The following is a 14251-nucleotide window of genomic DNA, read 5'->3' on the forward strand; positions in this document are numbered from 1 at the left end:
GACCACCGAGGCTGCCCCAACGTAGCGATCGGCGATGACAGACCGGTGAATCTTCGCTGACTCGGTCCCATGACGGGGGAAAATCCGAGCGCCGAGGCCAGTTGTCCCCCGACTGGCCTATCGGCGGCGCCGATCTGTGCGATGTGGAGCCCGGTGATTCAATGTTGAGCACTGACACTGCGTCCATGTCCGGTCGCTGTTCGCGATCAACGCCCGCCGTCGCGAAGTCCATAGTGGAAGGCGCGGACAGCGACCGGGCGAACACGCCGCGCGACGAACCCGGTCGCAAAGTACACAGTGGACAGTGCGGTCGTATCGACCATGGCACCCCTCGAAAATCGACGTCCCCAGTAAGTTGGATGCTGAACGGAGCGTAAACCAGCGTTACGAGTCCCGTCAACGCAAGCTGGCGATGTACCATTTTACGAGCAACTGATGTTTAGCCAGCCCGCAGCGTCGAGGAGGTCAGGTGACCGCGCGGTTCTCGATCGCCGAGAAGCTCGACCGGCTGTTCCAGCGTGTCCGGCCGGCCGGTCAAGGCGAGTACAGCCACAACGCGGTGGCCGAGGCCATCAAGGAACAGCAGGGCATTTCCATCTCGCACACCTACATCTGGCAGCTGCGCACCGGCCGCCGCGACAACCCGACGATCCAGCACCTGACCGCGCTGGCCACGTTCTTCGGCGTCCCGGTCGCGTACTTCCTCGACGACGAGGAGACCAAGAAGATCGACGGCGAGCTCGAACTGCTGTCCGCGCTGCGCGATACCGGAGTCACCGAGATCGCCCTGCGGGCCGCGGATCTGTCGCCGAGCAGCCGGGAGACGATCAGCAACATGATCCTCAAGGTGTGGGAGCTGGAGAATGAGCGGAAGCGGACGGACTGACCTGGTACCGCTCGGCGAACTCGGCCGGATGGCGCGACTTGTGGTGCGCCCGGCTGACCTTCGCCAGCCACCTGGCCTCCTCCTGCTCGTCCGCACCGCCCGGCATCGCCTCCCAGCCACCGGGGCACGGCCGGCCACCAGCCCTTTTGCGGCGTAGTGCGACTTCGATCCAGCACGCCTCGGCGACGTGTTCGCTGTGAACGCCGCGCGCGGCCAGGAACTCCCGCGCCTGGCCGGCCGTGTCCGCTGGTACGTAACCCCGAAGTTCCAGCATCCCGTCGCGGATCTCGATCAACCGGCGGTACAGCCGCAGCCGCGCGGTCGCGAGCACCCCGTCGGCGCTGGGCAGCTTCTCGGAGACGTACAGGATCATCTCCGGGAACGTTTCCCGCATGGTGCGCCACAACGGCGCCAGCGCACGCATCGACAGGCGCAGGCCAACGAGCTCCCGCGCGAGGCTCCACCCAGGCACCAGAACGCCGCTGACGATCAGCAGTCCGGCGACCGGAAGCATGGTGTCGGAGATCGCCGCGACAACGTCTTTCGGCAGTTCGACGCCCGCGGCATGCGCCACCAGGTACGCGGACTTGTACGCCGCGTACACCGCGTTGAGACCGGTTCCGGCGCACATCAACCACATCCCGACCCGCAGCGGGTTCGTCGGCGACACCCGGCTCACCCGCCAGACCAGCAAACACCCCGTGCACAACACAGTCCCCAGGTACACCTCAAGCAGCAACCAGTACGCCAGTTCGACGGGCGCGGTGTGCGGTTCGGCGAGCAGATCGTCGGCAGAACTGTGAATGCCGTCGCGGGCAACTGTGAAAAGTCCGGCGAGCACCGCCGCGACCACAAGGCCCAGCACGACTTGGTAGCGCCTCGGCGGCCGGCCCGTGATCAGCGCGACGAACCGCAGCAGGCTGACCGCGGCCGCGATGGCGAGCAAGTGTTTGATCACGGCGTCGGCGTTGGTGCCGAGCGCGGACTGGATGGCCGTCGCGATCGGCTGCAGCGAGATGGTTTTGATGATCGCGATGGGCAGAAAGGTCAACCAGACTGCCCGTTGCTTGCGACCGCGCCGCAACGACGGCAGCCAAGCGGCCACCAACCCCCAGAGCAACACCAGAAGTATCGCGTTCAGCGGCACAGCCTCCTACGTGTATGGACTGAACACCTCGGTCATCCGCGACAGCGCGTCCCTGGCCTGCTGCCTGCCGCCGCCACCGCGGATCAGCGAGGCGAGCATTTCGGCCTCCTGCTCCTGTTCGGTGGCGTAGTCGACGCGGCCGAGCACCCGCCGCACCATTTCCGGGCTGAGGCTCGGCAAAAGCTTGCGCAGCACCGAAGAGTCCATGCTCAGCCGGTGATCGCACAACATGTGCGCCAATTCGTGCAGGATGATGTGCTCGGAGTGCAATTTCGAGGTGGCCGGTTCGTAAAGGATGACGTCGACCTCGGCCATGGACACCCACATCCCGCACGGAGCGGACGCCGACAACCCGGAAATCGGCCTGAGTTCCAGGCGGCGGCCACGCAGCTCACTGACGTGAGCACAGAAAGTGACGAGATCGAACGGCTGCGGGATGGTGAACGCGCGCAGGCGCTGTTCGCAACGTCGCCGTAGCTTCCCCATTCCCCAGTCCTCCCGTTTCGCAGGCTACCCGGCAAGGATGGTGGGTATGAAGGTCCGCATCGGAGTTGGCCTCGGCCCGCACGAGGATTTTGTCGAGGCGATTGATCACGCTGAAGAGATCGGGATCGACTCGATCTGGTTTTCCGAGGTGGTGTTCGCCGAGCACGTAGACCCGTTCATCGGCATGGCGTACGCCCTGTCGCGAACCCAGAACATGAAGGTCGGCACGGGTGTGGCCGTCCTGCCGGGCCGCAACCCGATCCTGGTGGCCAAGCAACTGGCATCGCTGGCGGCGCTGGCCCCCAAACGCGTCCTGCCGGTCTTCGGCCTGCAACCGGCGAGGAAACCGGAACGGCAAGCCTTTCCGGTGCCGCACGGGAAACGGGGAGAGCTGTTCGACGAGACCATGCAGGTGATCCGCCGCCTGCTGACCGAGGACGCGGTGACGTTCAACGGCACGTTCCACACGCTGGAGAACGCGTCGATCAGGCCACGTCCACGCCGCATGGACATCTGGCTGGCCGGGACGGCCAGGCCAGGACTCGAACGCACCGGCCGGCTGGCGGACGGCTGGCTGGGCAGCTTCCTCACCCCCGCGCAGTCCAGGTTGGCCAAGCGCACGATCGAGGCGGCAGCGGCGGCGGCCGGCCGGGAGATCGAGGCGGATCACTACGGCGTCAGCATCGCGGTGGCGACTGACGGCATTCCGCCCGCGCTGCTCGATGCGGCCAGGGCTCGGCAGCCTGAGGTGGATCCGCGGGAGGTCATCCCACAGGGGTGGGATCAGGCACGGGACTTGATTGAGGAGTACATCGACGCGGGGTTGACGAAGTTCGTGGTGCGTCAGGTGGATCCGGCTGCGCGGGTCCGGCCGTTTCTCGACGACTTCGCGGCGAAGCTGATGCCACTGGAACGGGACATCCCCGACCCAGTCTGACCATTGTGGACCAAGCACCCGACCCCTGGCCAAGGACAGCCCCCGCCGCTCCCTGGGGGGCGTCCCCGGTCCAGTCTATCGATGGCGCTTGATCAACAGGGGGTGATGGCTGGGTTGCGGACAACTAGATTTGCGAACGGACCGTTGGCTCGGAGTCCGGGTTGTGAAAGGTCCATAACCGCTGTACCGCTTCCTCAGGACCGTGTCAACGCGTACTGGCTCTGGATCTCCCATGGCTCCAGCGCGCGGTCGAGGAACATCAAGTTGTCGAACCGGCAGTTGCAGGGGTTGCCTTCCCGGTTGTCCTGCGGGAAACTGCCGCCGATCTTGATGCCACGCGGGTCGGTCGGCGAAGCGGAGTACGGGCCTTGGCCCGTGCCGATGCCCCACGGATCTCCGGCGACCACATAGGACCCCGGCAACGCTTGGCCGTTCTTGTACAACGCCATCTTGCCGGTGTTGAAGTCGAACGTCGCCGCGAGGAAGACCCATTCGTCCGGCGGCAGGATCGTCCGCCAGTCCTCAGTGGCCGCGAACGTCTGCGACGCGCTGCCGTCGATCCGCCTGCCCAGTGCGACGACCTTCATCACACCGTCCACTTGGATCAGTTCCAGCAACGCACGCACCGCGTGGCCGTCGGAGTTGCCGGACAGCACTCCCGCGATGCCGATGGCGCCGTAGAAGTCGTCCGGGTTCGCCGAGTTCGAATTCGGGCTGGGGTTCTGGCCGGTCATCTTGACCCAGCCCATCACCGTCGTCTGCCGCACGCCGTTGAACGCTCGCAGCGTCGGCACTCCGTCGGCCGAATAGATCCCGGCCTTCCAGTCGTCGTTTCCTGCCGTCGCCGGACTGATCTGCTTGGTCTGCAGGGAGAACTTGCTTCCCTTGTACGCTCCGTCCGCGACTCGCTGGTCCGCGCCGCCGTTGACCAGGTCGATCGGGGTGCCTGATCGGCCGCGATCCGCTTCCTGAGCGGGATTTGCCGGGTGGTCGAAGTCGTAGTGGGCGACGAGGTTTCCGGTCAGCGACGGGTAGACGTCCGGCAGTGGCCTGGTACCCGTGACCTTCCAGATCTTGCCGTTGGCCTTCGCCAGGACGAACAGGTCCCCGGCCTTGTTGGTACCGAACCTGATGTCGGTACGGCGATCGCCCGCGAAGTCCTGCATGGTCATCGGACGGCCCGCGTTGTCCATCAAGGACAGCTGGTACAGCGGCGCGAGTTTTCCGCCACGCTTCATCTCGTGCGTGTTGGTGTAGAACAGCTTGCCGTCGACCAGGTCGCCGAAGACGTACTTGCCCCAGAGCTCCGGGATCTCCTTGGCACGGTAGACAAAGCCGCCGACGATCGCGTGGCCGCTGTCCGCGGTGCAGGAGTGTCCAGGTGGCGGGTCGTGGTCGTAGGCTGCGACCGGGTACGTGTAACCGAACTGGGCGTCGTTCTCGGGCAACGGGTACAGGTTGCAGCGGTCCGTGCGCTTGAAGACGAACGGCCCCTCACGATCACTCCAGCCGAAGTTGTCGCCCGCGCGGACTTCGTAGACGGCCTCGATCTCGTGTTCACCGATACTGCCGAGGTACAGCCTGCGGGTCAGGGTGTCCCAGCTGAACCGATGCGGGTCACGGAAGCCGTACGCGTAGATCTCCCCCATCGCGCCTGGCTTGCCGACAAAGGGGTTCCGGATCGGAATGCCGTACTTGCCGTTCGCGCTGTCGCGTCCCTCGGGGTCGATCCGGATCAGCTTTCCGTGCGGGAGCGCCAGGTTTTGCGGGTCGTCGCTCGACACGCCACGGCCGCCGTCGCCGACCGCGAGGTACAGCTTGCCGTAGTCCTCGTGATGACGCGGCACAGTGGGGTTGAAGTCGATCTGCTGGATCGCGTGGGTGAACCCGGTGAACCCGATCCGCAGCATCTCCCGCCGGCTGCCCGCGAAGGTTTCGGCCGCCGGGTCGGTGGCCGTCCACTCGGTCACCACGCTTTGGATCACGATGGTGCCGGGCTGGTTGTAGTCGGCGGGCTTGGTCGTCAACGCACCGCGCGCTTCGGTGTGCGTCGTGTAGAACTTGCCGTTGCGCGCGAAGTCGGGGTGGAACGCCACGAACCCGAAGCCACTGCCCAGGCCGCGGTTGTTGAAGAAGTCGGGGCCGACGGCCGCGCCGACGTCGAGGTAGTCGACCGTCTTGCCGTCCTTGACCAGGTAGAGCTTACTGTTCAAATCTGGTACGTATAACCTGCCGGATCCGTCCGGGACTTCGCCGATGAAGTTGATCCGGGCGTGCCTGCGTAAGCGCGCGTCGGTCACCGGGGGCGTGGGTTCCGAGCGCGGCATGGTGATCACCTCGGCCAGGGTGAGCGCAACGCCTGATGTAATCGGTTTCTCTGGAATCGGGTCGACTATCGGAAGGTCCTCGGCGAGCGCTGGCGGCGCCATAACTACTGCCACCACAAAGGGAACTGCTGCAATCAGACACCTAAGGGGCATGGCCACTCCACCATGAACTTCGTTGGCATGGTAAGCGCTTACTATGAAAACGCTTACACGAAGCTACCTACTGGCCGACGGCGAATCAACCCCCGGCGCGACACTACGCTGGGTGAATGCGCATCCTGTCTTCCTTTGTCGGCGGACGCGGCCACTGGGGGCCGATGGAACCGATTGCCCGTGCCGCGCTCGACGTCGGGCACACCGTGGGAGTCACCTGTCAGCAGAGCATGGTCGAGCAGGTCCGCAAGGCCGGGTTCGACGCGTGGCGATCCGGCCCCGACTACGACGGCGGCGGGATCCGGCGGCCGTTGATCAAACCGAACCAGGACCACGAGGACGAGGGCCTGCGTGACGGCTTCGCCGACCGGGCTGCCCGGATGCGCGCGGCCGACCTGCTGAAGATGGAGTGGGATCCGGACCTGATCCTGTGCGACGAGATGGACTTCGGCGCGATGATCGCCGCCGAGAAGCTCGGTGTCCCCTACGCCTCCGTGCTGAACAACGCCTCCGGCTCGTTCATCCGCCACTCGGTGGTCGGGGAGACGCTCAACGAGGTGCGCGCCGAGCACGGCCTGCCACCGGACCCGAACCTGGAGATGCTCAGCCGTCACCTGGTGCTGTCACCGTTCCCGCCCAGCCTGCGGCACCCGGACTTCCCGCTGCCGCCGACCGGCCACACCATCCGCATCCAGGACGTCGTCGAGGCAAAACCGGAAGAGCCGACGATCTACTTCACCCTCGGCACGATCTTCAACACCGAGTCGGGCGACCTGTTCACCCGCGTCCTGGACGGCCTCCGGGAGCTGCAGGCGCGGTTGATCGTCACAGTCGGTCCGCACATCGACCCCGCCGAATTCGGCACGCAACCCGCGCACGTGCAGATTGAGAAGTTCATCCCGCAGCACGAGATCCTGCCGCAGTGCAGTCTCGTGGTGTCGCACGGCGGCTCCGGCAGCATGACCGGCACCCTCGCGCACGGCCTGCCCACGGTGTTGATCCCGCTGGGCGCCGACCAGATCGTCAACAGCCAGAGGTGCGCCGACCTCGGGTTCGGCAAGGTCCTGAACGCGTTCACCACGACTCCCGACGAGGTTCGCGAGGCCGCCGTCGAGGTCCTCGACAACCCGTCTTACCGGCAGGCCGCGGCCCGCCTTAGGGACGAATTGGCCGCTCAGCCCGACACGTCTTACGCGGTGCGGCTGCTGGAGGCCCTTACATAACGCTCAGTTGCCCAATGCGGCGAGTGGGGCCTTACCCCGAGTCTTAGGCTCATGTGGAACGTGGCAGAGACCCAGCTCGCGATCATCTCCGGTGAGCACGCCCGCCAGCGTGTCGCGACTCGCGGCGAACGAATGGCCCGTGGGGCGCAGCGACGCAGCCGGGACTTGCGGTGGCAGCCGGACGGTCGGCCACCTGAACCTGAGGTCCCAAGGCGGCGCCCGGCGACAGCCTGAGTCACCCCGCGCGGCTCGACACTGGGGGTTCGCGCGGGCGGTCTGGGTGTGCCGGGGCGCCCGTTGGGGGACCACCGCAAGCACGACAAAAGCCGCCACCGGGGGAACCCCTATTTTTCATTCAACACGAGGGGTCTGACAGTTCTTGCGGTTCAGCTGTTGGAAAAACTGGCGGGAGGGGAGCCGCTGTCTGTGCCACGATGCGTTGTGCCTCGTATCGGGTCTGGGATTCCGCTGGTCGGCAGACAGGACGAACTGGCGGAGTTGAAGACCGCGCTGGCCACGGCCGCCGCAGGCCGGGCGGGTGCGGTCCTCGTGAGCGGGGACGCGGGGGTTGGGAAAACACGACTGCTCACCGAGCTTGTCGCGGCCGCACGATCTGGCGGTACCACCGTGTTCACGGGCCGGTGCCTCGACGTGGATGAGGCGGGACTGCCTTACCTGCCTTTCGTCGAGGCACTCGGCCAGCTCACACCCGCACAGCGCGCCATGGCCGAGCACCGCTCGGTGCTGAGCAGGCTGATGCCCGGGGTCACGGCCGTTGAGGAGTCCAATGAGCCCGCGATGGACCAGTTGCGGCTGTTCGACGCGGTGCATGGGCTGTTCAGCGACCTCGCCGCGCAAGCGCCGGTGCTGCTGGCGATCGAGGACCTGCACTGGGCGGACGCCTCCACTCGCGACCTGATCCTGTTCCTGGTGTCGAGGCTGTACACGCAGCGGATCCTGATCGTCGGCACGTACCGCCTCGACGACTTGCACCGCAGGCACCCGTTGCGGCCGGTGCTCGGCGAGCTGTCCCGGCTGTCCACTGTAGAGCTACTTGAGCTCAGGCCGTTCGACCAGGTGCACGCGGAGAAGCTGGTCGACGAGCTCGCCGACGGCGCCCTGCCGCCCGCCACGGTCCAGAAGATCGCCAAGCGCTCCGAGGGCAACGCGTTCTTCTGCGAAGAGCTCACCGCGGCCTACGGTGACGGCGCCGGAGTGCCCGCGGGCCTGGCGGATCTCCTGCTCGCCAGGATCGAGCGACTCAGTGGCGACGCACGCAAGGTCGTCCGTGCCGCGGCCGTGGCCAGCCAGATCGTGACGCACGCGAGCCTGGCGACCGTGTCCGGCCTTCCAGGCGATGTGCTCGAAGAAGTGCTGCGGGAAACCGTGCAGCACAACGTTCTCGTCACCGCGGACGGCGGCTACCGGTTCCGGCACGCGCTGCTTCGCGAAGCGGTCTACGACGATCTGTTGCCGGGCGAACGAGTTCGGCTGCATGCCGGTTACGCGCAAGTCGTCACGTCGCAGGCTTTGCTTGCCTACCACAGTTTCCGGAGTCACGACCTGCCTGGAGCGCTGACCGCCTCGGTGCGCGCGGCCGACGAGGCGGGAAAGATGGGCGCGCCGGGCGAAAAGCTGCGGCACGTCGAACAGGCACTCGAACTGTGGAGCGTGGTCCCCGATCCCGAGCAGAGCGGAACCACCGAACTGGGCCTGCTCCGCGCGGCGACCCGTGCCGCGATCGCCGCGGGCGAGGTGGAACGCTCCGTCGAGTACGGCAAGGCCGCCGTGGCCTTGGCCGACAAACTCGACGACCCGGAACTGTCCGCGTTGACCCGCCACCAGCTCGCGATCGCGTCGATCTCGTTGGAGCACCGTGGTTCCGATATCCAGCGGATCGTCGAAGAGGCATGGGAGCTGGTGCGCGACCGACCGGCCAGTGTGGTGAAGGCGAAGGTGCTCGCGTTGGCCGCCCGGGAGTGGGTCTGGTCGTGGGAAGTCGACGTCGAGCGGATGAAATCCCTTGCCGAGCAGGCATTCCAGGACGCCAGACTGCTCGGCGCCACCGCGGTCGAAGTCGACGCGCTGGTCACCAAGGCCGTGTTCGCCGAGTGGGACGCCAACATCGAGGAAGCCATCGCGATGGGCAAGGCGGCGATCGAACGCGCGGCCTCGATCGGCGCCTACGACGTGGAGCTGCGGGCTCGTAAGAACACCGCGGTCGTGCTGTGGATGAACGGGGAGAAGACCGAGGCCATCCGCATGATGGACTTCATCATCACGCGTTCGGCCCAAGTCGGCCTGTCGTGGGGCCTGTCCGGCCTCGACGCCCGGGTCGAGCGGATCTGCATGCGGTACGCCCTGGGTGAGTGGGCCGAGGGACTCAAGCTCGCCGAGGACGTCGACGGTGCTCCCACGGTGGCCAGAGCCCGCATGATGGCGCCGACCTTGTGGATCCTGGCCGCACAAGGAGACTTCGACACGCTGGACGCACGGGCCGAACTGCTGGCCGCGCAGTCCGAGGACCTGTTCACCCACGAGATGGGCAACGTGGGCCGCGCGGAGGCCGCGCTGTGGCGAGGCCGCCCCGAAGAGGCGGTCGAGCACGTCGAGGCCGTGCTCAGCGCGATGGAAACGCTGGCACGCGGATCCGTCACCGACACCATGATGGCGTTGGCCATGGGCGTATGGGCCCTCTGCGACATCGCTGAGGCAGCACGCCGACGAGGGGACCAGGCAGCGGTCGACGCTGCCATTGACCACGGCGCCCTGCTCGAACAGCGTGTCCACAAGATCGTGCCGCAGAGGTACGGCCGAGGCAGACGCGGCGAGCACCACCCGGAGAGCCGAGCCTTCCAAGCCCGGGTGGCGGCCGAGCTCAGCAGGCTGCGCGGGCACCACGACACCCAGCTGTGGCAGGACGCCGTCGGCCCTGCTGTCCAGATGGAGTACTGGGTGGGCGTGGCGAGTTGGCGATGGGCATCCCTCCTGCTGGCCGACGGAAACCGTGACCAAGCCGCCGACCGGCTTGTTGCCGCGTACGAGATCGCGGTGAACCTAGGCGCCAACCCGCTGCGCGACGCCGTCACCGAACTGGCCAAGCGCAGCCGGATCTCCTTGCCAGGCAACGAGATCGCCGCCGAGCCGAACAGCGACCTGACACCGCGCGAGCTCGCCGTGCTCGAACTCGTCGCCGCTGGGCTGACCAACAGGCAGGTCGGCGAACGGCTTTACATCAGCCAGAAGACCGCGAGCGTGCACCTGTCCCGTGCGATGGCCAAACTCGGTGCGGCGAACCGCACCGAGGTCGTGTCCATCGCGCACGACCGTGGCCTAATCGGCCAGTACCAGGGGTAAGCCGAACTTCTCGAACAGCGCGTGGTCGAAGAACGAGGTCGAGTGCGAGATGCCGTCCTTGGTCAGGGTCAGCACGACCAGGTTGAACGCCTTGTACTCGCCGTCGCGCAGCCAGTAGGCGCCGAAGCCCGGCTGGCCGTTGGCCGTCACCGGGACCAGCCGCATCTCCCCCGGGCCGACCGGGCAGCCGTAGGCCAGGTGACGGGCGATGTTCTCGCGACCGCGGTACCAGGTGGCCCACGGCGGCATGTCGAAGATCGCGTCCTTGGTGAACAGCGCGACGATCTCCGGCACGTTCTTGGCCTCGAACGCGGCCACGTACTTGGCCAGCAGTTCGCGCTGCTCGGCCTCGGTCGGCTCGACGACCTTGTCCTCGCTCGGCGAGATCTGGTCGAGCTGCGCGCGGGCGCGCTGCAGCACGCTGTTGACCGCCGCGGTCGAGGTGTCCAGCGCTTCGGCGACTTCGGCGGCCCGCCACTTCAGCACGTCACGCAAGATCAACACGGCCCGTTGCCTGGGCGGCAGGTGCTGCAGTGCCGCGATCAACGCCAGCCGGATGCTCTCCTTCGACGCCACGATCGACGCCGGGTCGTCGCTGTCCGGGAACGGCTCCAGCCACGGCACCTCGTGCTGTTCGATGAGCGGTTCCGACGGGTCGCTGTCCGGATTGCCCAAGCCCGCGGGCAACGGCCGCCGCTCGCGGCCGTCCAACGCCGTCAGGCACACGTTGGTGGCGATGCGGTAGAGCCAGGTCCGCAGTGACGACCGGTTCTCGAACTTGTCGTACGACTTCCAGGCCCTGATGAAGGTCTCCTGCACCAGGTCCTCGGCGTCGTGCACCGAGCCGAGCATCCGGTAGCAGTGCGCGAGCAGTTCCCGCCGGTACGGATCGGCCTGCTGCAGGAAGTCGACGGACTCCGCTTCGACAGTCATCACGTACTCCTTCCCCCAGTCCTGGCTGACTCTACTTCGCGCAGTAAAGACCCGGGGTACGACAAAAAGTCATCGAGGTTCTTCCGACAGCCGGGTCAACCAGGCCGCGACCTCGACAGACGGCAAAATCCGATCCAATTGGACCGTGGGGCGCATCCGCTCGAACAGCCGCCCGGGCGACCACCTCCGCGGGTACGGCTGGGGCTCGAGCAGCACCACACGACGACCGTCGAGCACCGGGATGTCCGCGGGCCGGCCTTCACCCCATATCCACGAACCGGTGTGGTCGACGAGGTTGAACTGGCCGCTGATCCCGCCAGGCGGCGTCAGGTCGCCATCCGTGGCCGCCGCGACCCACACCGGATCGGGCGGCGTTCCCGCGATCAGACCGTCTCCCTCGGAGCCGATCAAGGTCGCGGCGAGCAGAGTCTGCAGCTGGAAGTTCCCGCCAACGCCCGAGACCGTCAGCTCGTAGCCCTGACCAGAAGCCCGGTGCAATACGACGAAAGGCTCGTTGTCGAGCACGGCCAGCAGTTCGACGAGGAACCCGAGGTCCTCCCGCAGCGGTCCGAGCCGGTCGACCAGTTCGGTCAGTGCGTCGCGGTTGGGCAAGTCAGCACGGACTTCGGCGTGCTGGAGCACGGCGATCGCGGGCGCGCTCCACGCGCCCACCGCGTACCACGCGAACGCCACCGAGTGCGCATCCCACTCGGAGTGGACCTTCGACAACACCCGCACTGTGTTGTCGTAGCCGTCTCCGGTGAAGTCCGGACGTTCCTCTCCCTTCGGCCACGTCTCTATGAAGGTGCCGACGCGCCGCAACGTGTCGATCAGTCCGGTGACGATCATCGGTACGAGCGGCCGCGGCGACGCCCCGAGTTCGACCAGTGCCCCGCCGAGAACCGGCAACCGCCCCACGACATCGACTGGCATCTCGCCGAGCAACGCCGCGATCCGTACCACTGCCGCGTCCAGATCAGCCTGTGGTGCTTGTTGCGCGGCCTCCCACACGGATCCGATCGCGTGTTCATAGGAGCTTTCATCCTTGTGCCGCACCGAAAGTTCAAGGTCGCCGACGGCCTGATCAAGCATGCGGGGAGCTTACGGGGTCCGTGTCCGGTGCGATGCGGCCCTGAAGTCCAATGAGATGCCGCCGTTCGCCCGCATGCGCGCTGGGCGGGCGGGCGTAGGCGGAACGGAGCACACCGGGATACCGCCGATCGCGCCGCGGAAAAACTTTTCAAGATTTTTCCGGATGTGTGTCGATCCGGCCGTCGGTGGCTCGACGACTAGATGTCAGGCAAGAGAGAGACACCCCCGAGAGGACCGAGACGATGACCACCCAGAGCCTCCCCCAGACCGTCGCCGCCACCACCGCCGCCGCCGACAACTCCGCCCCGAAGACCAAGCACGACAAGCTCACCGGCGTCACGATCTCCGCGTTCCGCGTTGTCGTCTCGTTCCTGTTCCTGTGCCACGCCCTGCAGGGCTTCGGTGCCTTCGGCGGCATCGACGGCGCCGGCACCGGTGTGGGATTCGGTTCATGGCCCGGGTTCTACGCCTCGGTGATCGAGGCCGTGACCGCGATCCTGGTCGGCACGGGCGTCTTCACCCGGATCGCCGCACTGATCGCCTCCGGCACCATGGCCTACGCGTACTTCGTCTACCACCAGGAGATCGCGCTGGTGCCGCTGCAGAACATGGGCGAGCCCGCCGCGTTGTACAGCTGGATCTTCCTGCTCATCGCCGTCATCGGCCCCGGTTCGCTGACCGTCGCCGCGTTGCGCCGTCGCCGTGGCTGAACCGCCGAAAACCCAAAACCCTTGTGGCAAGCCACAAGGGTTTTCGGCATGTCATCCGAAGTCTTCGCGTACCTGGGTCAACCGGATGCTGTTGCCCGACGGGTCACGCAGACCACTGTCGATCCCGTATGGACGTTCCTCCGGCTCCTCGGTGAACTCCACGCCACGCGCGAGCAACTCCTTGTACGACCGGTGGCAGTCGTCCGTGGTCAGGAACAGGGTCCCGGTGAACCCCTTGGCCATCAGCGTTCGGACGTCCTCGGCGGTGGCGGCGTCCATCACCGGCTCACCCGGGATCGCCATCAGTACCAACGTGAAGTCCTGCTGGGTCGGCCAGCCCACGGTCAGCCACCGGAAATCGCCCATCTCGGGCATGGTGACGTCCGCCCGGATCTCCATGCCGAGCTTCTCGGTGTAGAACCGAAGCGCCTCGTCCTGGTCGTGCACCCACAGCTGCATGCTGCCTGTCGTGATCATCTCTGGTTCTCCCTTCGGACTGCGGAGAACGTTAGCCACGCGGGTCAGGTGTCGTCTTCTCGAAACGTCCGGTTCTGCGGGCGGCCGTAGAACCGCTGCACACACGACGGGACACGCGCATACGTCGAGGCAGGCGGGTACTTCGCGCGGTAGGCCGTCGGCGATACCCCGAACATCCGCGTGAAGCTGGTCGTGAACGACCCGATGCTCTGCAGGCCGACCGCGACGCAGATGTCGGCGACCTTCCGATCGGTCATCCGCAGCATCGACGCGGCTCGTTCCAGGCGCCGGGTGAGCAGGTAGGCATGCGGCGACTCGCCGAACGCCCGCCGGAACTCGTGGCTGAAATGTGCCTTCGACAAGCCAGCCGCCCGCGCCAGGTCCGTGACGGTCAACGGGTCGGAATACCGCGCGTCAGCGAGGTCCTTGGCACGCAACAGGTGCCTTGCCGGTGGGACGGAGGTCACGTCTCACAGGGTACGGCCTGCGGATTTGAACAAACTCCGAACTCGGTGCGCGACAG

At 66.5% G+C, this 14251-nt stretch carries 12 protein-coding genes; 5 read left to right on the forward strand and 7 right to left on the reverse strand.

Annotation, left to right across the window (positions count from 1 at the left end; translation table 11 throughout):
- The first annotated feature begins 469 nt into the window (after window positions 1-469).
- A complete protein-coding gene (locus tag B9C43_RS41975) occupies window positions 470-886 on the forward strand; it encodes a helix-turn-helix domain-containing protein (protein WP_033380850.1) in 417 nt (138 codons plus the stop codon).
- On the opposite strand, the gene B9C43_RS41980 is transcribed toward B9C43_RS41975, so the two are convergent.
- Window positions 843-2033 carry an MAB_1171c family putative transporter gene (locus tag B9C43_RS41980; protein WP_084432986.1) on the reverse strand — a complete coding sequence of 397 codons (1191 nt, stop codon included), beginning with the start codon at window positions 2031-2033 and terminating at the stop codon, window positions 843-845. The genes B9C43_RS41975 and B9C43_RS41980 overlap by 44 nt on opposite strands.
- A gap of 6 nt (window positions 2034-2039) precedes the next feature.
- Window positions 2040-2519 carry a hypothetical protein gene (locus B9C43_RS41985; protein WP_051894925.1) on the reverse strand — a complete coding sequence of 160 codons (480 nt, stop codon included), beginning with the start codon at window positions 2517-2519 and terminating at the stop codon, window positions 2040-2042.
- Window positions 2520-2565: 46 nt separating this feature from the next.
- Here B9C43_RS41985 and B9C43_RS41990 point away from each other — a divergent pair, with 46 nt between their 5' ends.
- Entirely contained in the window at window positions 2566-3456 is an 891-nt protein-coding gene (locus B9C43_RS41990; protein WP_033380852.1) for a TIGR03854 family LLM class F420-dependent oxidoreductase, read from the forward strand.
- A 194-nt stretch (window positions 3457-3650) separates the two neighbouring features.
- Here B9C43_RS41990 and B9C43_RS41995 read toward each other — a convergent pair whose 3' ends face one another.
- Window positions 3651-5783 (reverse strand): PQQ-dependent sugar dehydrogenase, encoded by a 2133-nt coding sequence (locus B9C43_RS41995; RefSeq protein WP_235039164.1) that lies wholly within the window; start codon window positions 5781-5783, stop codon window positions 3651-3653.
- A gap of 269 nt (window positions 5784-6052) precedes the next feature.
- On the opposite strand from B9C43_RS41995, the gene B9C43_RS42000 reads away from it, so the two are divergent.
- Together B9C43_RS42000 and B9C43_RS42005 are read left to right on the forward strand one after the other, a co-directional pair.
- Window positions 6053-7159 (forward strand): glycosyltransferase, encoded by a 1107-nt coding sequence (locus tag B9C43_RS42000; RefSeq protein ID WP_084432988.1) that lies wholly within the window; start codon window positions 6053-6055, stop codon window positions 7157-7159.
- A gap of 441 nt (window positions 7160-7600) precedes the next feature.
- The gene (locus tag B9C43_RS42005) at window positions 7601-10516 is read left to right on the forward strand and encodes a helix-turn-helix transcriptional regulator (RefSeq protein WP_084432989.1); all 2916 of its coding nucleotides are present in this window, start codon (window positions 7601-7603) and stop codon (window positions 10514-10516) included.
- Here B9C43_RS42005 and B9C43_RS42010 read toward each other — a convergent pair.
- Together B9C43_RS42010 and B9C43_RS42015 are read right to left on the reverse strand one after the other, a co-directional pair.
- Entirely contained in the window at window positions 10493-11449 is a 957-nt protein-coding gene (locus tag B9C43_RS42010) for a sigma-70 family RNA polymerase sigma factor (protein ID WP_084432990.1), read from the reverse strand. The two genes, B9C43_RS42005 and B9C43_RS42010, sit on opposite strands and share 24 nt — an antisense overlap.
- A gap of 69 nt (window positions 11450-11518) precedes the next feature.
- Window positions 11519-12541 (reverse strand): hypothetical protein, encoded by a 1023-nt coding sequence (locus B9C43_RS42015; protein WP_084432991.1) that lies wholly within the window; start codon window positions 12539-12541, stop codon window positions 11519-11521.
- 242 nt (window positions 12542-12783) lie between these two features.
- On the opposite strand from B9C43_RS42015, the gene B9C43_RS42020 reads away from it, so the two are divergent.
- Window positions 12784-13251, forward strand: coding sequence for a DoxX family protein (locus B9C43_RS42020; RefSeq protein ID WP_033380860.1), 468 nt, complete (start codon window positions 12784-12786; stop codon window positions 13249-13251).
- Window positions 13252-13302: 51 nt separating this feature from the next.
- Here the strand turns inward: B9C43_RS42020 and B9C43_RS42025 are convergent, their stop codons facing one another.
- Window positions 13303-13728 (reverse strand): VOC family protein, encoded by a 426-nt coding sequence (locus tag B9C43_RS42025; protein WP_033380861.1) that lies wholly within the window; start codon window positions 13726-13728, stop codon window positions 13303-13305.
- A gap of 44 nt (window positions 13729-13772) precedes the next feature.
- Complete coding sequence (locus B9C43_RS42030) at window positions 13773-14195, reverse strand: helix-turn-helix transcriptional regulator (protein ID WP_033380862.1); 423 nt, start codon at window positions 14193-14195, stop codon at window positions 13773-13775.
- Window positions 14196-14251 lie beyond the last annotated feature (56 nt).

Source organism: Kibdelosporangium aridum (genome assembly GCF_900176515.1).
Taxonomy (GTDB): Bacteria; Actinomycetota; Actinomycetes; order Mycobacteriales; family Pseudonocardiaceae; genus Kibdelosporangium; species Kibdelosporangium aridum.